General features: G+C 42.0%; 19 protein-coding genes. 9 read left to right on the top strand and 10 right to left on the bottom strand.

Features of this window, described 5'->3' with window-relative positions:
* Positions 1–111 precede the first annotated feature (111 nt).
* The 6 genes from AAE02nite_RS21735 (at position 112) to AAE02nite_RS21710 (ending at position 6,806) form a co-directional block, all read left to right on the top strand.
* Entirely contained in the window at positions 112–1,950 is a 1,839-nt protein-coding gene (locus AAE02nite_RS21735) for an LTA synthase family protein (RefSeq protein WP_146903133.1), read from the top strand.
* Positions 1,951–2,142: 192 nt separating this feature from the next.
* Positions 2,143–3,465 (top strand): tRNA (N(6)-L-threonylcarbamoyladenosine(37)-C(2))-methylthiotransferase MtaB, encoded by a 1,323-nt coding sequence (gene mtaB / locus AAE02nite_RS21730; protein WP_146903130.1) that lies wholly within the window; start codon positions 2,143–2,145, stop codon positions 3,463–3,465.
* Between the two features lie 770 nt (positions 3,466–4,235).
* Complete coding sequence (locus tag AAE02nite_RS21725; protein WP_146903128.1) at positions 4,236–4,664, top strand: hypothetical protein; 429 nt, start codon at positions 4,236–4,238, stop codon at positions 4,662–4,664.
* A gap of 621 nt (positions 4,665–5,285) precedes the next feature.
* On the top strand, positions 5,286–5,693 hold the full coding sequence (locus AAE02nite_RS21720) for a hypothetical protein (protein WP_146903125.1): 408 nt from the start codon (positions 5,286–5,288) through the stop codon (positions 5,691–5,693).
* Positions 5,694–5,937: 244 nt separating this feature from the next.
* Positions 5,938–6,177, top strand: coding sequence for a hypothetical protein (locus AAE02nite_RS21715; protein WP_146903121.1), 240 nt, complete (start codon positions 5,938–5,940; stop codon positions 6,175–6,177).
* A gap of 200 nt (positions 6,178–6,377) precedes the next feature.
* Positions 6,378–6,806 carry a hypothetical protein gene (locus AAE02nite_RS21710; protein WP_146903118.1) on the top strand — a complete coding sequence of 143 codons (429 nt, stop codon included), beginning with the start codon at positions 6,378–6,380 and terminating at the stop codon, positions 6,804–6,806.
* A 530-nt stretch (positions 6,807–7,336) separates the two neighbouring features.
* On the opposite strand, the gene AAE02nite_RS21705 is transcribed toward AAE02nite_RS21710, so the two are convergent.
* The 4 genes from AAE02nite_RS21705 to AAE02nite_RS21690 all read right to left on the bottom strand — a co-directional run bounded on the left by AAE02nite_RS21705 (position 7,337) and on the right by AAE02nite_RS21690 (position 13,089).
* On the bottom strand, positions 7,337–8,107 hold the full coding sequence (locus AAE02nite_RS21705; protein WP_146903115.1) for a TerC family protein: 771 nt from the start codon (positions 8,105–8,107) through the stop codon (positions 7,337–7,339).
* Positions 8,108–8,501: 394 nt separating this feature from the next.
* Positions 8,502–8,960 (bottom strand): heme-binding domain-containing protein, encoded by a 459-nt coding sequence (locus AAE02nite_RS21700; protein ID WP_146903112.1) that lies wholly within the window; start codon positions 8,958–8,960, stop codon positions 8,502–8,504.
* Positions 8,961–9,058: 98 nt separating this feature from the next.
* Positions 9,059–9,730, bottom strand: a complete 672-nt coding sequence (locus AAE02nite_RS21695; protein ID WP_146903110.1) for a YceI family protein — start codon at positions 9,728–9,730, stop codon at positions 9,059–9,061.
* Between the two features lie 278 nt (positions 9,731–10,008).
* Positions 10,009–13,089: a TonB-dependent receptor gene (locus tag AAE02nite_RS21690; RefSeq protein ID WP_146903107.1), complete on the bottom strand. Its 3,081-nt coding sequence runs from the start codon at positions 13,087–13,089 to the stop codon at positions 10,009–10,011.
* Between the two features lie 351 nt (positions 13,090–13,440).
* On the opposite strand from AAE02nite_RS21690, the gene AAE02nite_RS21685 reads away from it, so the two are divergent.
* Together AAE02nite_RS21685 and AAE02nite_RS21680 are read left to right on the top strand one after the other, a co-directional pair.
* A complete protein-coding gene (locus tag AAE02nite_RS21685; RefSeq protein ID WP_146903104.1) occupies positions 13,441–14,484 on the top strand; it encodes a sensor histidine kinase in 1,044 nt (347 codons plus the stop codon).
* On the top strand, positions 14,481–15,218 hold the full coding sequence (locus AAE02nite_RS21680; protein WP_146903101.1) for a LytR/AlgR family response regulator transcription factor: 738 nt from the start codon (positions 14,481–14,483) through the stop codon (positions 15,216–15,218). Before AAE02nite_RS21685 ends, AAE02nite_RS21680 begins: the two co-directional genes overlap by 4 nt.
* 97 nt (positions 15,219–15,315) lie before the next feature.
* Here the strand turns inward: AAE02nite_RS21680 and AAE02nite_RS21675 are convergent, their stop codons facing one another.
* From AAE02nite_RS21675 to AAE02nite_RS21655, 6 genes are all read right to left on the bottom strand, one after another.
* Positions 15,316–15,510, bottom strand: coding sequence for a hypothetical protein (locus tag AAE02nite_RS21675; protein WP_146903098.1), 195 nt, complete (start codon positions 15,508–15,510; stop codon positions 15,316–15,318).
* 455 nt (positions 15,511–15,965) lie between these two features.
* Positions 15,966–16,181 (bottom strand): exodeoxyribonuclease VII small subunit, encoded by a 216-nt coding sequence (gene xseB / locus AAE02nite_RS21670; RefSeq protein WP_146903095.1) that lies wholly within the window; start codon positions 16,179–16,181, stop codon positions 15,966–15,968.
* Positions 16,165–17,535, bottom strand: coding sequence for an exodeoxyribonuclease VII large subunit (gene xseA, locus AAE02nite_RS21665; RefSeq protein ID WP_146903092.1), 1,371 nt, complete (start codon positions 17,533–17,535; stop codon positions 16,165–16,167). The genes xseB and xseA overlap by 17 nt, the downstream gene beginning before the upstream one ends.
* Positions 17,536–17,652: 117 nt before the next feature.
* Positions 17,653–17,805: a hypothetical protein gene (locus AAE02nite_RS26415; RefSeq protein WP_170252663.1), complete on the bottom strand. Its 153-nt coding sequence runs from the start codon at positions 17,803–17,805 to the stop codon at positions 17,653–17,655.
* Between the two features lie 31 nt (positions 17,806–17,836).
* Positions 17,837–18,205: a hypothetical protein gene (locus AAE02nite_RS21660; protein WP_146903089.1), complete on the bottom strand. Its 369-nt coding sequence runs from the start codon at positions 18,203–18,205 to the stop codon at positions 17,837–17,839.
* Between the two features lie 93 nt (positions 18,206–18,298).
* Complete coding sequence (locus tag AAE02nite_RS21655; protein ID WP_146903086.1) at positions 18,299–19,984, bottom strand: L,D-transpeptidase family protein; 1,686 nt, start codon at positions 19,982–19,984, stop codon at positions 18,299–18,301.
* 228 nt (positions 19,985–20,212) lie between these two features.
* Here AAE02nite_RS21655 and AAE02nite_RS21650 point away from each other — a divergent pair, with 228 nt between their 5' ends.
* Positions 20,213–22,000 (top strand): M1 family metallopeptidase, encoded by a 1,788-nt coding sequence (locus tag AAE02nite_RS21650; RefSeq protein ID WP_146903083.1) that lies wholly within the window; start codon positions 20,213–20,215, stop codon positions 21,998–22,000.
* Positions 22,001–22,060: the final 60 nt, after the last annotated feature.

Raw genomic sequence — 22,060 nt, 5'->3', positions numbered from 1 at the left:
ATTGCTAAAATTTTACCAATTTACCTGAAACGATGGGTATTTTTAACTACACCACTCACGCTTACTTAAAGACATATAGTTATTGCAACGTGCTTAAAGTATATTTGCGCCATGAATAACAAGTGGCTTTTGCATTTAAGGTACTTTTTAACCTGGGTAATATTTTTTATAGGGGCCAAAGCAATTTTCTTGCTGTATCATTTCTCCAGAACAAATAAATTAGCCTTTACCGAAATCCTCCAAATATTTTTGTACGGCTTAAGAATGGATGCTTCTTTTGCTGCCTACCTGAGCGTTATTCCTTTTTTTCTTTTTTTATTGAAAGCGATTTTCCCGTCGCTACCCATTTTTAACTTTTTAAAATATTACACCTGGCTTTTTATTGGAGTGCTGGCTTTACTAACAGCCATAGACCTCGAACTGTATAATGCCTGGGGCTTCCGGCTGGATGCTACGCCCCTGCAGTACCTTGCTACCCCCAACGAAATGGCGGCTTCGGCGGGTAATGCGCCCGTGCTGTTGCTGGTGCTTATATTTTTAGGGTTAGCATTGTTTGGCTTTTATATATTCCGGCGACTGGTACCCCATTTTACTTTTGGCAGCAGAAGGCAATTACTCTTTATCGTGCTTTCGGTTTGGTTTCTTGCTTTCCTGATTGTACCCATCCGGGGCGGCTTACAGCATATTCCCATTAACCAGAGCGATGTATATTTTTCAGATAATATTTTCGCGAACCATGCCGCCGTAAACCTGCCCTGGAATTTGATGTACTCGCTGAGCAAAAGAAATTACGAAAACAAAAATCCTTACGAATATTTCCCGGACTCATCGGCCCAAAATCTGGTATCGGAGTTATATAAAACGCCGGCAGGCGCCCAGGTGCCGATGGTGCTGAAAAACCCGCGGCCCAATGTATTGTTTATTATCCTGGAAAGTTACACAGTAAAGGTGGTAGGCTGTTTGGGCGCGAAACCCGGCGCTACGCCAAACTTAGACAAATTAGCCCGGGAAGGAATATTGTTCGACAGCATTTACGCGAGCGGCGACCGGAGCGAAAAAGGTTTAGTAGCCCTGCTCAGCAGTTACCCGGTGCAAACGACTACCTCTATCGTAAAAACGCCCCGCAAAACCGAGCACTTACCCCACCTGAACCAGGAGTTAGAGGCGCAGGGGTACCGCAGCCGGTTTTATTACGGCGGCGAACTGGCTTTTGCCAATATTAAATCGTACCTGCTAAACGCCGGCTACGACCATCTGATCAGCAAATTCGATTTCGAGGCAAAAGATTATAACTCTAAATGGGGGGTGCACGACCATATACTGCTGCAGCGGGTACTCCGGGATTTACACGACGAAAAACAACCATTTTTTACCACTGTCTTCACCCTGAGCAGCCACGAGCCCTACGATATTCCCATTCCAAATAAATTTGCCGGAACCGACGAAACAACGCGTTTCCGCAATTCGGTATATTACACCGATTATGCCCTGGGGCAGTTTATAACAGCGGCCAAAAAAGAAACCTGGTGGCAGAATACCTTGGTGGTGCTGGCTGCCGATCACGGCCACCGTTTTCCGGGCGATGACCCCAACGATGCTCCCAGCAAATTCCGGATTCCATTTATATTAACGGGTGGCGCGCTCGCTGTTCAGCAGCAAGTTATCTCCAAAGTTGGCTCCCAAACCGATATAGTACCTACTGTTTTGGCCCAAATGAATTTACCGGTTAATCATTATCAATGGAGTAAAAACCTGCTGAACCCCCATGCCCGTGATTTTGCTTTTTATGTTTTCAACGATGGTTTTGGGTATATCACTCCAGCCGGTGCTGTAACTTTTGATAACGTAGCCAGAAAGATAATCCGGAAAGACGAAACAGTGCCCCCGGCGCAACTAGATTATGGCAAGGCTTACATGCAGGTTTCCTTCGGCGACTTTCTGGCTAAGTAAAGCCGGAAAAAAATACCTGCTGCCGCTGGCCTTAAACCAAACCAGCTCTGGTTTTGCATTTGGTAACTTTAGATAAAATTTATGGCCGGTACTATAATCAACTGAAAATCTTAAACCTATATACCCGGTTGTTTAAATTGGCGGGCCTGTATTTTACCAGCTTTAAGCAAAATTTTGTAACTTTGCGGCCTTATGAAAAAAGTGGCCTTTTATACGTTGGGTTGTAAGCTCAATTTCTCGGAAACCTCTACTATTTCCCGGCTATTCCAGGAACGGGGTTACCAGAAAGTAGCTTTTGAGGATACGCCGGATATTTATGTAATAAACACCTGTTCGGTTACAGATAATGCCGATAAAAAATGCCGCAAAGTGGTAAAAGAAGCTTTAAAGCATTCGCCGGACGCTTTTATTACCGTTGTGGGTTGCTATGCCCAATTAAAACCGCAGGAAATAGCCGACATACCGGGTGTGCACGCCGTGCTGGGCGCTGCCGAAAAATTCCGGCTGGTAGACATGCTGGACGGCTTTGTAAAACCGGAGAAAGCGCAGGTTTACGCCAGTGCTATTAGTGAGGCCAATACTTTTCATACGGCTTATTCTTTCGGCGACCGGACCCGCACGTTTTTAAAAGTGCAGGACGGCTGCGATTATTCGTGCACCTTTTGCACCATACCCCTGGCCCGCGGCAAAAGCCGCAGTAATTCTGTAGCCGAAGTTGTTAAAGCCGCCACCGAAATAGCCCAAACCGAGGTAAAAGAAGTGGTACTGACCGGGGTAAACCTGGGAGATTTTGGCATCCAGGCCGGATTGGGGCGACAGGAAAACTTTTATGAGCTCATTCAAGAGTTAGATACAATTACCGGCATTAACCGGTACCGCATTTCTTCTATCGAGCCTAATTTACTTACCGACGATATTATCCGGTTTGTTGCTGGTTCGCAGAAGTTTATGCCGCATTTTCATATTCCGCTGCAGTCGGGCTCCGATAAAATATTAAAATTAATGCGCCGCCGGTACTTGCGCGAGGTATACGCCAGCCGGGTACAAACCATTAAAAGCCTCATGCCGCATTGCTGTATTGGCGTAGATGTAATTGTGGGCTTTCCCGGCGAAACCGAAGAAGATTTCTTAGACACTTATAATTTTCTGAACGAATTAAACATCAGTTACCTGCACGTATTTCCTTATTCCGAGCGGGATAATACCCGGGCCATATCCTTGCCGGGTGCAGTGCCACAAAAAGAACGTAACCGCCGGGCCGATATGCTGCGGATACTTTCAGAAAAAAAGAAAAGACTGTTTTACGAGCAACATATCGGCTCCGAAACTACCGTACTTTTTGAGGCAGATATTCAGAATGGTTTAATGGAAGGCTTTACCGAAAATTATATACGGGTAGTGGCTAAATACGATCCATTGTTGGTTAACGAAACTAAATTTGTCCGGTTAACCCATATAAATGAGCAAGGGTTGATGGAAGCAGAAGAAGCTTACGCCGAAGTTTTGCAGCACTAAGAGTAGTGTACTATTTATAATAGAAGCTAATTTAATACCTCGCGCTAATCTCCTTCTCCAGATGAAGTAGTTGTACTTCTAACTTTTTCCCGTTCTTCTTCAGGAGACAGGCGCAGTAATAGTTATAAAAAAATGTCAGGCCGTTCTGTCTTGTAATTGGGCCTTTACCTTCAATTGGTATTTCTTTCCAAAGATAGAACTGGTATTAGCGCCATCACCTGTAATCCTTACTTCATCTGGAATCAGGTCCAAACGTCTGCTCAGAAGATGCTTGTAAACAACTAATAGCATCTACTTACGTGGTTTGGTTTAAGAACCAACCATAATAAATGCAAACAATAATTTTTTTTCTCTTTCTTTACTGGTGCTTTCTATTGATAAATGGGCAAATGCTGCCTCTAAACGCCTTTTTCATTCCGGTTCCTCAAAAATATTAATGGTCGTTTTAATAATTATACAAGATTTTTTGGTGGGCTATTTTTCACAATTAGGTATAATACTTATTATTGCCTGCTGACGCTCTCATTGTATTGCCTCATAATTAAAAAACGAGGATAACTGAGGAGAAAATTATCGCAAGCTATACTGACCTTACAGAGGAGAGCAGGCCTTTTATCTTTAATGTTTAATTATTCCTTAAAAAAGACAAAACCAATGTTAAATATTCAGAAAATTTAATATATTTGTTTTAGTAAAAAAGGAAATTTCTTTTAGCAAACATCCATTTTTTAGAAGTATATTTTAGAAGTACATTTTAAATTTCCTATTTCATGATACCCTTAGAACTAACTTGTCAGAATGAATTTGTTAGGGTAGAAACTAACTTTGATTATAATTACGTTAAAATTACCTGGCTGCAGCCCCCCAGCAGCGAAATATATAAAAGAGAAAGTTTAGCCTTTACGCATTTTGCTATAAAAAATAACCTGAACAATATTTTAATTGATGTCAGGGAAAGATCCTCTTTAAAAACAATTGATCAGGATTGGCTGGTGTACGAGTTATTTCCGTTATTCAAAAACAGGAGCATCAGGTTTGCTTATTTAATAAGCATCGACGATTTTAATATTATGGACACCTATAAAATTCACGATTATATTTTAACTAACCCGGAGTACAATAAACATGTAGCCGGCATGATTTTCCTGGATGAAGCTGAAGCACAAAACTGGTTACTGGAAATAGGCTTGTATCTCTGATTATTTACGACTACTCCAAAAGGTTAAAGCTTCTCCAGAAGAACAAAAGCCTGTAATTTTTCTTCCTTACTATTTTTGTAAAACGTCTGATAATTATACCTCCGCATCCAGTCTTGTTCATGTATGCTGCTATTCCGGAGCAAGCCTTTCCCCTTGCATTCTTACACTTATTGGAAATAATCTTACTGGGCGAACAGTTAGCCAGAAACTTCTAACTGTATAAATACATATAGTTATGATACTATTTATACCGAATCAGAATCAGATGTAAGGTCTCTAAACCCGCCAAATTGGAATTTTGCAAATCCGGCATAAACCTTTCGATTTATTCTTGACATTTTAATACTTTATCTTAATATTTACCCAAATTATTATTACTATTAATGTAAACAGAAGAAAACTAGTTTTTATACTTTGTAGTTTAAAAATGCGTTTTAGAGTTAATATTTAGGCTATTTTAAATAAAACAATTAAAAACGAAAGCAGATAAATATTTTTCAGATAAATATATATGGTTTAAATACTATTTTTATTAACTTGGGTTTAAACTGTCCTTATTATCTAAAGGCAAATTTGTTGCTACAATCTATCCTTACTTAAAACCAACTAAATTTAATTTAAATGTTAATAGGTAAAAAAATTGAAGAGGCCGTCAGGCAGTCGGGTATAAAACCGCAGGACATAGCTATGTATGCCGGAGTAAGCTATGCCAGGCTTTTAAGCTTTTACAAACTAGATTCTATAGAATTAAAATATCTCCGAAAAATAGCCCAACGGCTAAACCTGCCCCTTTCTTATTTTTTATCTGAGTTAGATCCGGCTCCCCAGATGGAAAACGGCAATCAATACTCCACTACCGACCTGCACCTGGTAAAAGAAAATATTCAGACACTGCACCGTCAGCTGGAACTTTGCCATAATGAAATGGATCGCTTAAAAAGGGAATTATCTAAAACGATTGAAAAAATTTCTTTTGTTATTCAGGAAAATAAAATAAATTCCTTCCTCTTTTTCCTGGCAATGTGGTAAATTAGTTTCTGCTATTTTCTTCTAAGAATATACTAATTTGGCTTAATACCAGAAAACATAAAATTAACCCAAATATAAGGCTTTTAAGTACACAAATTTAAAACAGGTATTTCCTATCGGTAACATAACAATCCGAGAAGTTTTTTTAGAAAATGAATAATTTATTTCTATTTGCCTAAGCACAAAAGGCGGGCAAATTTTAATTTCGGAAGTGGTTTAAAGTTAAACTTAAAAAGTCGGGAAGATGATAGACCAGTATCAATTTAAAACTTTGCCTTTTTATAACCAAGCCAGCTACATCTGGGCCGAAGGAACCTATTTAGCCACCCGTCAGGAAGATGGACATAAAATAAATTTATACCAGCTAAAAGACTTTTTTGCCGAAATTTGGTACCACCAATCACAGGAGCATATTTTTAAAATCAGGACCTTTACGAGCAAAAAATGCCTAGAGGCTTACCTCGATTTGATGGTACTGGATTAATTAAATACCGACTTAACAGGACTAATACTCAGACGAATCTATTTTTAGAAAGCCTCTCTAATAAATAAAGTATTCTTGGTCTGGTTGATAATTAATTGAATTTTAAATTTCTAGTATTTAATTTAACAAAGCACTAAATGTTAGATATGACAATATTAAGTGTGAAAAAAATAAATTTGTCCTGCCAGACCATTTTATAGATGATACCGGTAACATTAATTCACGAAACAGCATTTGTTAAAATTGAGGCTAATCCGGAATTAAGGTATGTTCAGATAACTTGGTTACAACAACCCTCCAGTACGCTTTTTCAGAAAGAGACCAGAAACTTAGTACAGTACGCCCTAACTAACAATTTTAATAAATCTTTATTTGACGTAAGAAAAAGAGATTTTCTGGATATAGCCGATCAAAACTGGCTGGTAAGGGATATTTTCCCGTTGTTTAAAGGCAGAATAATTCAATTGGCTTACCTGGTTAATTCGGCCGGTTTAGAAATTATGGATACCTTCCGGATTCATGATTGTGTTATCAATAATCCGGAGCTGAAGCGGAGCGTACAAATAGAAATTTTCCTGGACATAGAAGATGCGCTGCAATGGTTACTAAAAGAAGCGCCGGTAGCGTAAACCAGGTTAAAATTCAATTCCAATCGAACCTATACAAACTGTAATTATACAGTTGCTGGAAACCATTACGGCGGGTTTAATCCGGCAACTTGCAGGCAGAAGAAGATGCTAGAGCAGCGTTACAGGACCGGGTAGGAAATATTTTAAGTAAATATTTATTTTAGCAAGTCTTAACACTCTCTATGGATCTATGGATTTTCGGGCAACCAGATAGCAATCTCAAGAAGCAATATTTTCTGTCACCTACCCAACTTTAAAATCCCGTACCATTAGCTTAAAATCCTGCCTATTTATTGCGTACAAATTTTTATAAATCTAAAAGCATAAGCCTTCCATAAAAAATAAAGCATCTCTTAAGTCCTGGCAGCTGGGGGTGTTATCACTTCCCCTTCGCTGGCGAAAGCACACAGCATAGGTAGTTTTATAAACGGCCCAATCAATTTAAATAAAAACCAGGAAGTGCATTAAAGCAAATGCATCTTCCTGGTTCTTAAAGGTTATAGTATTCTTCTTTTAAGAGTAAACAATATTTAAGTACGTTGAGCGTGCCGCGGATAATTGAACAGCAACGAGGTAATAATGGGTACCACGAAAATTAAAACGGTAATTAAAGATGTCATCCAATCGGCGGTATGGCCACTTAAAAATTTACTTATTTCATCGCCGGGGCGAAAATGCTCGTACACCGAAAGCACTAATTTCAGGCCCAGCACGGCAATAACTAAAAAGGCAGCGGGCTCCAGAAACGGATATTTACCCATTAGCTTTACAAACCATTGGGCTACAAAGCGCATGGCCAAAATACCAATAAATACTCCAGTCCAGATTAAGATCAAATTTTCGGTAAATGCTACTACCGCAAAAACGTTATCAATAGAAAAAGCTAAATCCATTAACTCTACCAAGGCTACCGTGGCCCAGAACTGATTCATCCAGCCAAGGGTGGCTTTATAAAACCAGTGTTCTTTTTTATTCAGTAAATCGTCACTTTTATCGGGTGTGCTTTTGGTCCGGAAATAATTAAAAACCAGGAAGAGCAGGTAAAGCCCCCCTAATGGCTTTAACCACCAAATCTGAATAAGAAAAGCCGCAAACAGCAGGCAAAGTCCCCGGAAAAAATAAGCGCCAATAATACCGTATCGCAGGGCTTTTTGCCTTTGTTCCTTGGGCAAGTCCATTACCATGGTAGCCAAAACTGCCGCATTATCTACCGATAATAAACTTTCGATAATAATCAGGTTGCCAATAATGGCCAGGGAAGACAGCGGATTATTTATTATTTCTAAAAATTGCTCGTACATAAATACTGTAGGCGTTTTTTGCTTAGGGTTGAAACATTCTTAAGTGCTTTTTCCTTAAGGTATGGCATACCTGGAAAAATTGCCTTCAAGTATAAGCATAAAGTATTTATTAGCTGATTTTTAATTTTAGAAGATTTTTTTTATACACCCTGTTGCAGTAGTGAGAAGAAAGCTCTAGGCTGTTTTAAACACTGTATAAACCTGTTTAAGGGCAATTTTACAAATAAAATAAAAATGCTAAGCGGCAATAATAACTTAGCAATTAAAATTTATGATTATGCGATGGTAAATAAGCTTTTTAATAAAACGAGAACACCCTCGCTTCTATCATAAGGTAAGTGCTATTTAAAAAATTATTATCTACCCTAACGCATAGCACTAGTAACTGAAGGACTTATTCTACAATATTTAGTTTCTGCCGCTCTTTATTTACCCAGGTTACCAACTGCGTTACTTGCTGTTGGTTCATTTTAGCGTCGGTATGTAACCAGAGGTAAGCAGGAAGGGGCATGTGCCCTTGCTGTACTTCTTCGACTATTTCTTCCAGTTTATGATCCAGTTTCATCTTATCGTAACCGGTTAAATCAGAAAAATTTATTTCGGCTTTGCCTTCCTCTATATGATGGTTTAGCCACCATCCCACCGGGTTAACCTGGGCATACCACGGATAATTGGTTTGGTTGGAGTGACAATCGTAACAGGAAGCTTTTAAGATATGCTGAATATTCACCGGCACTTCCACATAGTGCGTGATATCTTGGTTTGTAGCAACTGGGCCTTCATTTTTTTCTGATTGGATAAATTGAATGGCAATGAAAAGAACGAGCAGCGTTAAGAATATTTTCTTTTTCATCGGTAGCAGGGTTCGGTTAATTAAAAAAATATTCCTGCCCGGCAACCCAGACAGGAATATTTTAGCTTAAACATATTTTTCAGAATAGGAAGATGTGCTTAAAGTTTGGCAGTGCTCGATTTGCCGGCTACCAGTTTAACATCCATGGTAAAGGTATCTTCTATAATTTTATCGGCAGCGGTTCCAATAATGCCCGAGCGGAACTTAATATCGTATTTCAGGCGGTCTATGGTAACTTTGGCGGTAGCTTCAGCGCCATTGCTGTTTACTTTAACATTAGCGGGAAAAGAGACAGGATTGGTAATACCCTTTATCGTTAAATTACCGGTAATATCATAATTGGCAACACCGCCTTTTGGTTTGCCTACCGGGGTAGCTTTTGTAATGGTAAAAGTGGAGGTCGGGTGCTTTTCAACCGAAAAGAAATCATCTGACTTTAAATGGCCGGTTAGTTTCTGATTCATTCCTTCATTGGTGATGTCCTCATCCTTAATAGAAGTCATATCCATTGTGAAACTACCACCGGTTAATTTACTGCCGTCTACGGTAAGGGTTCCTTTGGTTAACTTTACCGAGCCATTATGGGCGCCGCCTACTTTTTTAGCGTTCCAGCTAAGCGAACTGGCAGCCGGATCAACGGCTAAGGTAGTAGCTTTTACCGTTGCTTTGGCAACAGTTTTTTTAACTGGATTGCCGGTAGCAGTTACATCGGCCTGGTTGAATAATAAAGCCAGCGAAAGGGCTCCTGCAGCAATAAATGTAGTCTTCATAAGGGATTGGTTTTTAGGTGAAAGTGTTTTAAAAACATTGACAAGTGAAATTCTATTTGGTTTAATTAGGATGAAAACAGTTTAGGAAAAAGAATTAAGATTATATGCCTTAAGGTTTTGGCTAAATTGTTCGGTTTATATAAAATGGTTATTCTCCTACCCTTTGCCGCATTTAGCCAAGATAAAATCCAATATAAAATTTATCGCTGATAAAAAAAACACCTGGCCGGTTTCATTTAAAAACATAAGCCAGGTGTTTCAGGTAGGTCAAATCATTTTTATTTAACCCGGTTCAGTACGGCTTCTACCGGTTGTCCCTGGAAGGTAGCCTGTATATTCAGTTGGTCGCCTTGTATGCGGCCGCGATACGGAATTTTATTAGGACCGAAAGACAAGTTAAAGTTTATCTCATTGCCAGTAATTTTACCATCGGTAATCGGGCTTTCGCCTCTGGGTGTTACAATTGTTCCGGTCAGGTTTTCGCCGTCGGCGGCTAATTTTAAAGTAAGGTCAAACTGACCCATACGTCCTTGCCAGGTGCCGGTAGCGTTAGCTGGTCCGGCAGTAGCCGCCCCTGTGGTAGCAGCGCTATCGGGGGAAACAGCAGGTACTTGATTTGTAGCAGTACCGGGCTGCGGAACACCAGTTGCACTAGCAGGCCGGTTAAATTGACCGGGAGCACCGGCTGGGAACTGACCGGTTGCGCCGGCTGGTCTTTGCATCTGGCCTTGGCCCTGACCCTGAACGGGAGCACCGCCGCCACCGGCTGGTGCGCCACCTCCGGCTGCCGGTGTAGCAGCACCAGCATCCTGTCCGCCATTATCGCCACCACCTTTCATATCGTCGTTATTAACCGATTTCTTTCTGCGGCGGTTAGGTTCCGCGGTAATTTTACCTAAACGGTAGCTAAAGGTCGCCCGGAAACTCAGGTTATGCATCACGTTAGTGCTTTTCTGACTCAGCAGCGGTGATTCCAGTTCGTTCACCATTCTGATAGAAGTGCCAAAGAAGTTTTCGGCACCAAAGCCAATCGTTCCTTTTTTATCGTTAAAGCTTTTGCGCAGGTTTAAGCTATAAATACCAAAACCGCCTTGTGTCCCTTGCAACTGCACCTGACGGGCCCGGTAAAAACCAAAACCCTGCAAACCCCAGCCGTTACTCAGGTTATAATTTCCCATACCGCGGATGTTAAATACCCACCCCTGGTTAGAAGCCCGGTAATTCGGGTCGCTCACATTGTTATCCAAAACCGAATAATAAGAGTCGGTTCCGGCATTTAAGCTCAATTTATCGGAAATATTGATGTTACCGAAAATACTGATACCATAAGCATCTTCCTGCCCGATGTTTTGGAAGGTCGTCCGGATAGCACCTGGCTGAACATTGTAATCTAACGGATTAGCTACAGTATCGCGGATGCTTTGGATGGCGTTATTCGTGTTGCGGTAATAAGTTGAGAAATTAAGCGAAGTCCGGTCGATATATGTACTGTAAGCCAGTTCGAAGTTATTCGTGAATTCCGGATCCAGGTACTGGTTACCAATGGTAACAGCCAATGGATTAGGCGCCTGCGGATTTGGGTTCAGGAATTGCAGCGAAGGCCTTTGAATGCGGCGGTTATAAGACAATTTAACCGTATTGCCGGCTTTTAACCTTTTAGACAGGTTGATGCTGGGCACCAACACCCCATAAGAGGGGATTTTAACTTCACTGTTAGAACCGGTCTTAAAGTCGGCGGTAATGGTGGTATACTCGTAACGCGCACCGGTTTTAAAGCTGAATTGCGAGGGCGTGGTTAAGGTGTATGAAAAATAACCACCGGTTACATTCTGGTTGTAATTAAAAATATTGCTTAATACCGCATTCGGGTTTTTAACAAATGGTCCGTTTACGCCCACCGCATTAAAGGTTTCGTAATCAGAGGTTACCTGGCGCACAATTTGTTTACCGCCCAATTCTACCATTTGGTTTTTGCCAATCGGGTTTTGGTAATCTATCTGAATGGTACTTTCCTGGTTAAAGCTTTCATTAATATTTTTTAACCGCCGATCTATAGTAGCAAAGTCGCTGTTAAAAATATCGTTTAAAAAATTGTTAGTCCGGTTGTTGCGGCTGTACTGGGTTAAAATACTAAACTCCTGCTGTGGTTTGGCAAAAGTGTGGGTATAGTTAACATTTACGTCTACCGTACCGGAATTATCCGTTACTTCCACATCTCTTAAACTTTTAAAGCTTTCATCGTTCTGGATGCGTAAACCAGTTAAATTATCCTGAAAATTACGCCCATTCCGGATACCGTACTGAACAGAAGTAGATAAAAAGTTATTTTTGTTTATATCATAATCCCATCCAAAAGAATAGCGGCCAAACATACCCCGGTTGCGGGTATCGGCTTCCTGAATGTTGGTGGTTACGGCATTGCCATTTACATCTTTCGTAATCTGGGTATTTTCGAAGCTACCGGTAGTGTTGTACATGGCGCGGCCGAAACCACCTAACGAGAAGCCCATTTTACCTTTGCGGTAACTGCCGTTCAGGCCTAGGTTAGAGCCCCGTAAACCGGCACCCGCATCAATATTCAGGTTACCGCCCTGCAGGGTGTTTTTCTTCAGTACAATATTAATAATACCCGCTGAACCTTCAGCATCGTATTTAGCCGAAGGCGAAGTAATCACTTCTACGGACTTTATTAAATCGGCCGGAATTTGCTTTAAAGCATCGGCCACACTGCCGGCGGTGATGGTAGAAGGCCGGTTGTTGATTAATACCTTTAAATTAGAACTACCGCGCATCGAAACATTGCCGTCTAAATCAACCGACAGCATGGGCACTTTGCGCAGTACATCGGTGGCATCACCGCCCCGGTTACTCATATCATTTTCGGCGTTGTAAACCGTGCGGTCAACTTTTTCCTCAATCATGGCCCGCTGGCCCTGCACCTGCACTTCTTTTAAAGCGGTGGCGCTCACATTAATTTTAACGCTGCCCAGGTTTACGTCGTCGTTGCGGTCAGATATCTTCACACCATCAATATTCCGGGTTTCGTAACCAATAAAGGAAATCACCACGCGGTAGTTACCAGGCCCAATTTTTGGAATGGTGAATTTACCTTTTTCATCGGCCAAAGCGCCGTCCAGCGGTTTGCCGGTATTAGGGTCGGCTAAAGTAATGGTGGCAAATCCAACGGGCTGCTGACTGCTGGCATCTACTACTGTGCCCATAATCCGGCTATTGCCTTTGGGAGCAGCCGTACCGGGCAAAGTTACATTGCCACCACCGCCGGCAGGCGCCTGCGCCAGGGATATCTGCGCACTTAATGCCAAAGCAAGCAAGGGTAAAAAGGTAATTTTGTTTTTCATAATTTTTATAAAACAGATAATTTTTAAAGGACGCAAAAGTAAAAATCACTAGGTAATAACAATCCGGAACCGTTCTGGTTTATTTATCTTTTTCGCTCAATGGCCGAAAAATATTCAGCGTTTTAACATTTTCGTTTCAAAAGAACTAAATCAGCAGGTAATAAATTTAAATAATAGACCAGTGGGCAAAATAACTCGACCAACGGGCCGATTCATAGACAATTGACAGCAGCAGAAGTTTAATTCGGATTGGTCGATAAAAAAGCCGGACAGGTCTAATAAATAATTGTCAGCCGGTTTGCCAGAAAGAGATTAACTACCTTTAGTTAATTTTAAAGTAGTTTAAATTTTATGCTAATTCAATTTAACCGGTATCGGGTTTGGCTTTTGCACCTTTCTTTCTGGTGGGTTTACCTTTCTTTTTTCCTTTACCAGGTAAGCCAGTTCCGGCAAGGGCGCGATTACGATTGGGGCCAGGCATTGGTGCATGGCGGGTCTCAGTTAGCTTTTACCATGCTTATTGCTTACCTCAATTATTTTATTTTTTTACCCCGCTGGCTGGCCCATAAAAACTTTAGCCGTTACCTTTTAGAATTTTTAATTCCGTTTATCTTTTTAATTACGGTGCGGGTGCATGTGCAGCGCTACCTGGTCGATGGCTATACCTACCGGGAAGGATTTTTTTACTCGCCTTTTTTTACGGTACAGGTAGCGGCGGTAACTTTGTTTATCGTCATTTTTGTGGGCATGCTCCGGTTTGCCAAAGATTGGTTTGAGCTGGACGCCAAAAAGAAAGAAGTAGAAAATGAGAAGCTTACGGCCGAACTTAATTTTCTGAAAGCCCAGATTAATCCCCACTTTTTGTTTAACACCCTGAATAACCTGTATTACCTGGCTTATACCCAATCGCCGAACACCACCGAAGTAATCGAAAAATTATCGCAAATGATGCGCTACATGATTTATGATTCGAACCACGAAAAGGTACCCTTGAGCAAGGAAATAGCCTACATGGAAAACTACATTAGCCTGGAACGGCTCCGCCTGAATGACGAAATACCCATTAACTTTAAGATTGAAGGCAACCCGCAGGAAGTATTGGTGGTGCCCCTGATATTTATTACCTTTCTGGAAAACGCGTTTAAGCACGGCGTAAGCAACAATAATCCGAATGCCTGGATTAATATTTTTATTCAGATAAACTGCCGCCAATGTGTTTACCGGGTCGAAAACAGTAAATTATCCAATACCCAACTGGTAACCGGCAATAAATCGGGCATAGGTTTACAAAACCTGAAACGCCGGCTCGAATTAAGTTACCCGAACCAGTATAAACTACAGATAAACGACCAGCCCGACCGCTACGAAGTAGCCTTAAATTTAACCTTAGCGTGAACCTGAACTGTTTAATTGTGGAAGATGAGCCACTGGCCCGTAACCTGCTGGTAGATTACGTCCGCAAAGTACCTTATCTTCATTTGGCAGATGCGCTGTCCAGTCCGTTGGCGGCGCTGGAAGTCTTGCGCCAAAACGAAATTGATATATTATTTCTGGATATTCAGATGCCCGAGATTACCGGCATTACCCTACTTAAAATATTACAGAAAAAGCCCTTGGTAATATTAACGACGGCTTACTCCGAGTATGCCCTGGAAAGTTACGAACTCGATGTGGTAGATTATTTACTTAAACCCATCACCTTTGATCGGTTTTTGCGCGCCGTAGATAAAGCCAGCCAACGCCTTGCGCCAGCTCCGCAATCCTCTCAAACGGTGGAGCATAACCGCACAACCGATCTGCCGGCGTCATTTGTTTTTATAAAGGATGGCACTAAACTGGTAAAGGTGCGGTGGAACGATATTTTATACGTGGAAGGCCTGAAAGATTACGTGACTATTCATACCCGGCAAGGAAGAATTGTAACGCTACAGCGGCTAAAAACTTTAGAAAATCAGCTCCCCGTCGATAAATTTATTCGTATTCATCTTTCCTATATTGTTTCTTTGGAAGGAATAGATGCAGTTTACAAAGACAAAGTGCAGGTTGGCCAGGTTTATTTGCCCATCAGCGATACTTATCGCAAACCTTTTAAAGAATTTATCGACCGCAATCACATTCAGCCAGAGTAGCTTAAACAAGCGAACCAACTTTTATCGGTTTTTAGGGGCATAAAAAAACGCCTGGATTTATTTTCCAGGCGCTGTTTTATTGATTTATTTTTATCGACTACTGATGCTTTACCGAATTTAATAATTCGTTTCTCTTATCCAGAATATCCTGAAAAGTCTGAAAATTAATTTGGGAGAATGAAGTTTCTTCGTCATAAGTTCTGCCGCAAACGTTGCTTTTGCATTCCGCAGCCTTTACTTCTTTAGCCTCATTCTTTACACTGCTTTCTTTCATCCAAGTATTTGTTTTCATAACCCTGTCTGTACTAACTATTAAATTAATTTAAGTTGTTGCAATTAATTTCAACCAGATAGTTTTATACTTAGTTGATGGTTAAAAGTTACGAAAAAGTATCTGTATTATCTAAAAAGCACAAAAAAATATATCGTTTTTTATACTATAAAGGGCAAATTCAGTATTTACCGGAGATTATTGCGTTAAATAGTACAAAAACTAAGTATTAATGCCATCGTCAAAAATTAAATTATTTATTAGGTAGACTATATATTTGGCTAATTTAATTTTATTCAACTACTTACATTAAGGTAATGTTCTACCTTCTATACATAACTGTAGAAGACATAAGTTACCCTACACAACACTTTAAATTAGCAGCATTATGTTGGGCTAAATCAACGTTTTTTTACTGCCGGAAGCAGAGTAGCTGGGGCAGTAAAAGCGGGTACATACTGCTTTTGGTTACTGGGCTATATTTCCGATGGATTATCGAGCTTGGAAATAATCTTTTTTACCTCGGTATTGGTATGCGTGAGTTTAGATTGACAATACTGGATCAAATCAGATGCCCTTTTAACTTTATCAGCCAAATCGTCAATCGGAATATTTTCGTTTTCCAATTCGTTTACCAGGTCCGTTAACTCGTCGAGCGCCTGCTGGTAAGTAAGATTAAGTTCCTGGCTCATCTGGGCTTGTTTTTTTCTTTACCTGGCTTTCTATTTCTCCGGCGTAAAAACGGGTTTTAATTTCATCGCCAATATTCAACGCATTTAAGTCGGTAATGGCTTTACCCTGCCGGTAAACAATGGCATAGCCGCGCTTTAAAATATTACGGGGGTCCAGGTGGTTTACCGACTGGCTATAGCGTCGCAGTTTGTGGCTTTCTTCTTTTAAACGGTTATCGGCATTGCAGCTTAAGTTAAATTTATGCTTCAGTAAATTTATTTTTTCGTGCTGCAGCCGCTTTTCGGTCAATAATATAGTGGCGTTTATCTGGGCGTTTAAAAACCGGTGCTCCTGGTTAAGCTTATCTTTGACCTGGCTGCTGATGGTGGTGCGGCATTCGTTTAAAATAAGCTCCTGTACAATTAAAATTTCGTTGGTTTTAAGCACCAGTTGTTTTTGCAGTTGCAGTAGCTTTTCGTTAAAACTTTGGTTATGGGCTACAATACTGGCGGCGGCTTTGGTTGGCGTCTTGGTTTTCAGCTTGGCCATTAAGTCGCAAACCGATTCGTTTTTTTCGTGCCCGATGCCGGTTATAACAGGCAAGTGAAAGCGCGCCACCGCCCGCGAAAGCAAGTAAGAATCGTAGGCCTGAAAGTCGAGCTGGCTGCCGCCGCCCCGTACCAACACCACCGCATCGTAAGTAATACCCGATTCGTAAATTCGTACCAGTTGCCGGTAAATTTCCCTATGGGCTTCTAAACCCTGTACCGGCGCCAGATACTCGTCAACGGTAAAAGTAAAGTTATACTGGTTGGTATAAAGCTCATGCAAAAAATCGGCGTACCCATCGGCCTGGGCCGAAGATATTAAAGCTATCCGCTGAATAACCGGCGGAAATTTTAAGTTTTTATTGTGGGTAATGAACTCGCCGTTTTGTTCGCGGATATGGTCCGGATTATCGGTTAAGAGTTTTTGAATAACCGCCTGGCGCGACAAGGCTAAACGCCCAATCGTGTAATTAGGATCAATATCTTCAACTTCGAGCGATAACCCGTACTGTACATGGTAATTTACTTTTACTCGCAATAATAGCTGAATATTATCTTTAAAGGGCTGGCCGGTAATTTCCTCAAAACCCTGAATGCATTTGTAGCTGTTGCCCCAGATACGGGCTTTCATCGAAGCTACTACTTTATCGGTTTGGGTGCATTTTTCAATCAGCGTCAGGTAACACTGGTTTTTGGCCGGGTACAACGAAATACCGGTTGTTTCGGCAATTACCCCAAACCGCTGCTCTCGAAAAGCACCTTCCAGCGTAAACCCGATTAGTTGGTTCAGTTCGGATAAGCGGATAGGATTAGGAGCGGCAATCATGTAATGCTAAAACGAAATTTATAAGATTCTCTTTTGGACAGCAGCTTGCTATTTTTTAAGAAAGTAAAATTACACAAAAAAGGCAGCCGACCGGCTGCCTTTTTAATATTTAGAGGACTAGTTGGAGTCCTGAGCGCGTTCCGCGTATTCTTCCCGGTTGGCTCTTTTATGAGCCGCATCTTTGTCCGGATCAGTTTCCGGAACAGAACCACAAGCCTGCACGAGCAAAGAACTGCCCAACAACAGCATCATTATTACTTTTCTCTTCATAAAAACAATTAAATAAATATATAAAATTTCATTATTCCTTTATTTCTCTGTTTTCAGTGGTCCGGCTTTTCGACTCGTTGGTTTCGCCCCTGGTAACCGATGAACCTACTTGCTGCTGGGTTTTTTCGGTAGCCCGGGCGGCTTCGGTTTCGTTTACTCTGCCCGGCGCGTGCATCGAGTCAGCGGTAGCCGTATTGTTCATGGTGCCACCACTACTACTTGCATCCGCTCCCCGCTGGTTATCATCAACTTGCCCGGCACCGGCCTGGTTATCATCCTCCAGCCCGCTTTCGTTAGCGCCGTAACCTTCCTTGGGAGCCTGGGCATTCTGGCCGGCTCCGCCGCAAGCAGACCCTAAAAACGCGAGCGAAATTAATAGAATATATGCCATTTTTTTCATAGTCTTGGTTATTTAAATTTTGTGCTTGTGAAATATTTAACTTTAAATTTATAAATGTCAGCTAATTCTAGTTTATAAATACCTGTTTTACAATCAATTAAAATATTCCTTTTCCAGAATTTTATCGTGCCCGTAAATATCGTCCCGGAAATGAACGCCGCCTTTATCGTCTACCCAACTGGTAAAGTATACGATATATACCGGCACTTTTTCTTTTAAATTCACATATTTTTCTTCTCCGGCGTGCATGGCTTCTAATATCAGGGGTTCTGTCCAGCTTGGCTGATCGCTGAGTAAGAATCTGGCCAGTTCTACCGGTTTTTCTACCCTTATACACCCGTGGCTAAAGCCGCGTTGGTTTTGGCTGAATAAAGTTTCGGAAGCGGTATGGTGCAGGTAAACTTCGTGTTCGTTCGGGAAAATAAATTTTACGTCACCCAAGGGGTTTTCGGGCCCGGGCCGCTGCCGAATCCGGTATTTAAAGTTTTTCTCATCTACCGAAAACCAATCCACGGAATACGGCGAAATAGGTTGGGCGTTCTTCCCTAATCCGTTCAGCAATTCCATGTCCATGCGCTCCAGCCAACCCGGGTCGGCCTGTAATTTGGGCAGGAACTCTTCGAATATTATACTATTAGGCACATTCCAGTAAGGCGAAAAAACAATATATTCAATTTTATCGCTGAATACCGGCGTCGAATTCATGGCTTTACCCACAATTACTTTCATGTCTAACACGGTTTTACCATTTTCGCGGGCATACAGCATAAATTCAGGCACGTTCACAAAAATATGCTTCTCTTCAAATTTTTTCGGTTTGGGTACCCAGCGCCAGCGTTCCATGTTTATAATAATCTGGTCAATTCGGTCATCAATGCTGATGTTCATGGCTTTTAAAGTGGCTTGCCCTAAAGATCCGTCCGGGTTTAAACCATGCCGCATCTGAAAATCCATAATAGCATTTTTTACTTCGTCGGTAAACCGGTTCGAGTCAGGTCCGGGCACCACCCAACGGTCCTGGGGCAGCAGGCGTTTCCGTAATAGGGTAACTACTTGGGCCGTATCGCCGGGCTTTAACCGCGAAACAGCCGGTATAGCGGGCCAGCCGCCTCTTTTCTGGATCTCGCGGTATTGTTGCAGGGCGGTGCGCAGTCGGTTGTAATCTTCGTGCAAAGGCTCAAACTGGTAGTACGGGTAGCGGCTGTCGCGCTCCCGCAAAATGGTTTCCAGCGCCTTGTTGAGCTTAATTTTGTTTTTCCGAACGCTCCAATCTATCTGATCCAGTTCTTTTGGATTAACGGTACCGCGGTAAAAATCCGAAGCATAATGCATGTAAGAGGCCGTTAAAGCCACGTCAATCTCCTGCTTTAATTTATACTGCAACGAGTCGTTACCCTTGGCCGCTTCGAAAGATTTAAACAGTTGGTTAAAATCTTTTACTTTGTAATCTTCGGGGTTTAAGCCTTCGCGATAAGCCCGGTTTACTACCGTAATAAAAGTATTTGCCTGCGGAACCAGTTTATCTTTTTTAAACCAGCCTAACCGGAAATTCCGATCCCGGTAAAACTTCATCACAATGTCACGTTGCTTTTTAAATTCGGGTTCCTGGCGCACATAGGTTTCCACAAAGGCGCTGTCGGTATGCGCCGCTTTTTGTTCCTGTGCTCTCTCGGCGGTAGTACCGCCTTTGTTCCCTTTATTTTTACCGCAACTAAAAGCTACAGCCAAAATGAGTAAAAACAATAAGTAAAAAAAGGTATTATCTTTTGAGTTATGCATAAGTGATGAAAAAATAAAAACAAACCGAAACTGTACATTTTAAAGATTAGCGACTTTATATGTACTTTCTCCGATACTTCTACTATTACTGTTTTATTCCCGAAAATGTTATTATAGAAATAATCCTACCCCAACGGGTGCTTTCCGGATTTCGGCCGTAAAAAGCACTTTACAAGTTAGATTACAGTATATTACTCCTGCCGTTTTTTATTTTTAAATTTACCCTCTATGAACCATACAACTTCTGAGAAACAAGCGCCGGACCCGCATTCTTTTGCCCAACCCGGCCAAGCCGTTGTGACGCACCTGCATTTAAATATTCGGGTAGATTTTGATTTGAAGAAAATAACCGGGCAAGCCACTTACTCGATTAAGGCTACGCCGGAAGCCTCCGCAATAATATTTGATACGGACGGGCTCCAAATAAAAGAAGTAAAACTTGATGAAGATACCCCCGGCACCTTTACCCTTGGCGAAACTAAACCCTACCTGGGATGCCCTTTAAAGATAATCTTGCAGCCCGGCACCAAAACAGTTACCATCTGGTACGAAACCACCCCACAGGCGGCAGCCCTGCAATGGCTGACACCGGCCCAAACCGGCGGCAAAAAATATCCTTTTTTATTTACCCAATCGCAGGCGATTCTGGCGCGAACCTGGCTTCCCTGCCAGGATAGCCCTGGCATCCGGTTTACCTACGAAGCGCAGGTACAGGTGCCAACCCAGTTTCTGGCATTGATGAGCGCTGAAAATCCCCGGCAAAAAAATACCACCGGCATTTATAATTTTCGGCAAACCCGGCCTATCCCCTCTTACCTGATGGCACTGGCCGTAGGAAATCTGGTTTTTAAAGAACTGGATGATCGGACCGGTGTGTACGCCGAACCGGAGCAGTTAGAAGCTGCTTACCAGGAATTTGCCGAATTGCCAGCTATGGTTACGGCCGCCGAGAATTTATACGGGCAGTATTTATGGGACCAGTACGATTTGTTGTTGCTGCCGCCCAGTTTCCCGTTTGGCGGCATGGAAAACCCAATGCTGACTTTTGTTACGCCCACCATTATTGCCGGCGATAAATCTCTAACCAGCCTGGTAGCCCACGAGCTGGCTCATTCGTGGTCGGGCAACCTGGTAACCAATGCCACCTGGAACGATTTCTGGCTGAACGAAGGCTTTACCGTTTATTTTGAGCGGCGCATTATGGAGGCGTTGTACGGAAAAGATTACGCCGATATGTTAAAAGTACTCGGGTACGCGGATTTACAGCAAACCCTGCAGGAACTCGGGCCCGAATCGCCGGATACCTGCTTAAAGCTAAACCTGACTGACCGCGACCCCGACGAAGGACTAACCGAAATAGCTTACGAAAACGGCAATTATTTTTTGCTGGCCCTGGAAGAAAAGTTTGGCCGACCGGCCTTCGATCAATTTATCCGGGAATATTTTACCAAAAATGCTTTTCGGGCCATGGACACCGAAAACTTTCTGACCTTTCTGCAACAGCATTTATTTAACTTACCCAGTAATTCGGCCATAGTTGTAGCGCCCGAAGCCTGGATTTACCGGCCTGGTTTACCCGAAAATAAACCCTACCTCACTTCGCTCCTGTTCGAAAAGGTAAAAGAGCAAGCCGCAAGGTGGCAACAAAATCCATCGGCCTCGGTTATAAAAACAGAATCCTGGTCTACGCACGAGTGGCTTTATTTTCTGCATTTAATAGAACCAACCTTAAACCCAACGCAAATCCAGGAATTAGATAGGGCTTTCGATTTAACCAATTCGGGCAACGCTGAAATATTAGCGGTTTGGTTAGGTTTTGCCGTGCAGCAAGCGTATGCGCCCGCCTACCCGGCCCTGGAAAAATTCTTAACTACCGTTGGCCGGCGTAAATTCCTGGTTCCGCTTTACAAAAGTATCAAGGCTAAAGATGCAAACAGGGCTTCTAATATATACCGGAACGCCCGTCCCAATTACCATGCGGTAGCAACGAGTACCTTAGATAAACTAATCGGCTAACAAACAAAAAGCCCTGGCGCTTAATAGCAGCGTCAGGGCTTTTGTTTATAAAACCTAAAT

The organism is Adhaeribacter aerolatus (genome assembly GCF_007991635.1).
Taxonomy (GTDB): domain Bacteria; phylum Bacteroidota; class Bacteroidia; order Cytophagales; family Hymenobacteraceae; genus Adhaeribacter; species Adhaeribacter aerolatus.
The sequence above is the reverse complement of the archived record's forward strand: the minus strand, read 5'-3'. Positions and strand labels throughout refer to the sequence as shown.

Bases quoted from the DNA above. Each gene is read 5' to 3' on its own strand.
- AAE02nite_RS21715 (WP_146903121.1), top strand. From the start codon at position 5,938: ATGATAGACCAGTATCAATTTAAAACTTTGCCTTTTTATAACCAAGCC.
- AAE02nite_RS21650 (WP_146903083.1), top strand. From the start codon at position 20,213: ATGAACCATACAACTTCTGAGAAACAAGCGCCGGACCCGCATTCTTTT.
- AAE02nite_RS21655 (WP_146903086.1), bottom strand. From the start codon at position 19,984: ATGCATAACTCAAAAGATAATACCTTTTTTTACTTATTGTTTTTACTC.
- AAE02nite_RS21700 (WP_146903112.1), bottom strand. From the start codon at position 8,960: ATGAAAAAGAAAATATTCTTAACGCTGCTCGTTCTTTTCATTGCCATT.
- xseA (WP_146903092.1), bottom strand. From the start codon at position 17,535: ATGATTGCCGCTCCTAATCCTATCCGCTTATCCGAACTGAACCAACTA.
- AAE02nite_RS21695 (WP_146903110.1), bottom strand. From the start codon at position 9,730: ATGAAGACTACATTTATTGCTGCAGGAGCCCTTTCGCTGGCTTTATTA.
- AAE02nite_RS26415 (WP_170252663.1), bottom strand. From the start codon at position 17,805: ATGAAGAGAAAAGTAATAATGATGCTGTTGTTGGGCAGTTCTTTGCTC.
- AAE02nite_RS21685 (WP_146903104.1), top strand. From the start codon at position 13,441: ATGCTAATTCAATTTAACCGGTATCGGGTTTGGCTTTTGCACCTTTCT.
- AAE02nite_RS21690 (WP_146903107.1), bottom strand. From the start codon at position 13,089: ATGAAAAACAAAATTACCTTTTTACCCTTGCTTGCTTTGGCATTAAGT.
- AAE02nite_RS21735 (WP_146903133.1), top strand. From the start codon at position 112: ATGAATAACAAGTGGCTTTTGCATTTAAGGTACTTTTTAACCTGGGTA.
- xseB (WP_146903095.1), bottom strand. From the start codon at position 16,181: ATGAGCCAGGAACTTAATCTTACTTACCAGCAGGCGCTCGACGAGTTA.
- AAE02nite_RS21660 (WP_146903089.1), bottom strand. From the start codon at position 18,205: ATGAAAAAAATGGCATATATTCTATTAATTTCGCTCGCGTTTTTAGGG.
- AAE02nite_RS21705 (WP_146903115.1), bottom strand. From the start codon at position 8,107: ATGTACGAGCAATTTTTAGAAATAATAAATAATCCGCTGTCTTCCCTG.
- AAE02nite_RS21675 (WP_146903098.1), bottom strand. From the start codon at position 15,510: ATGAAAACAAATACTTGGATGAAAGAAAGCAGTGTAAAGAATGAGGCT.
- AAE02nite_RS21725 (WP_146903128.1), top strand. From the start codon at position 4,236: ATGATACCCTTAGAACTAACTTGTCAGAATGAATTTGTTAGGGTAGAA.
- AAE02nite_RS21710 (WP_146903118.1), top strand. From the start codon at position 6,378: ATGATACCGGTAACATTAATTCACGAAACAGCATTTGTTAAAATTGAG.
- AAE02nite_RS21720 (WP_146903125.1), top strand. From the start codon at position 5,286: ATGTTAATAGGTAAAAAAATTGAAGAGGCCGTCAGGCAGTCGGGTATA.
- mtaB (WP_146903130.1), top strand. From the start codon at position 2,143: ATGAAAAAAGTGGCCTTTTATACGTTGGGTTGTAAGCTCAATTTCTCG.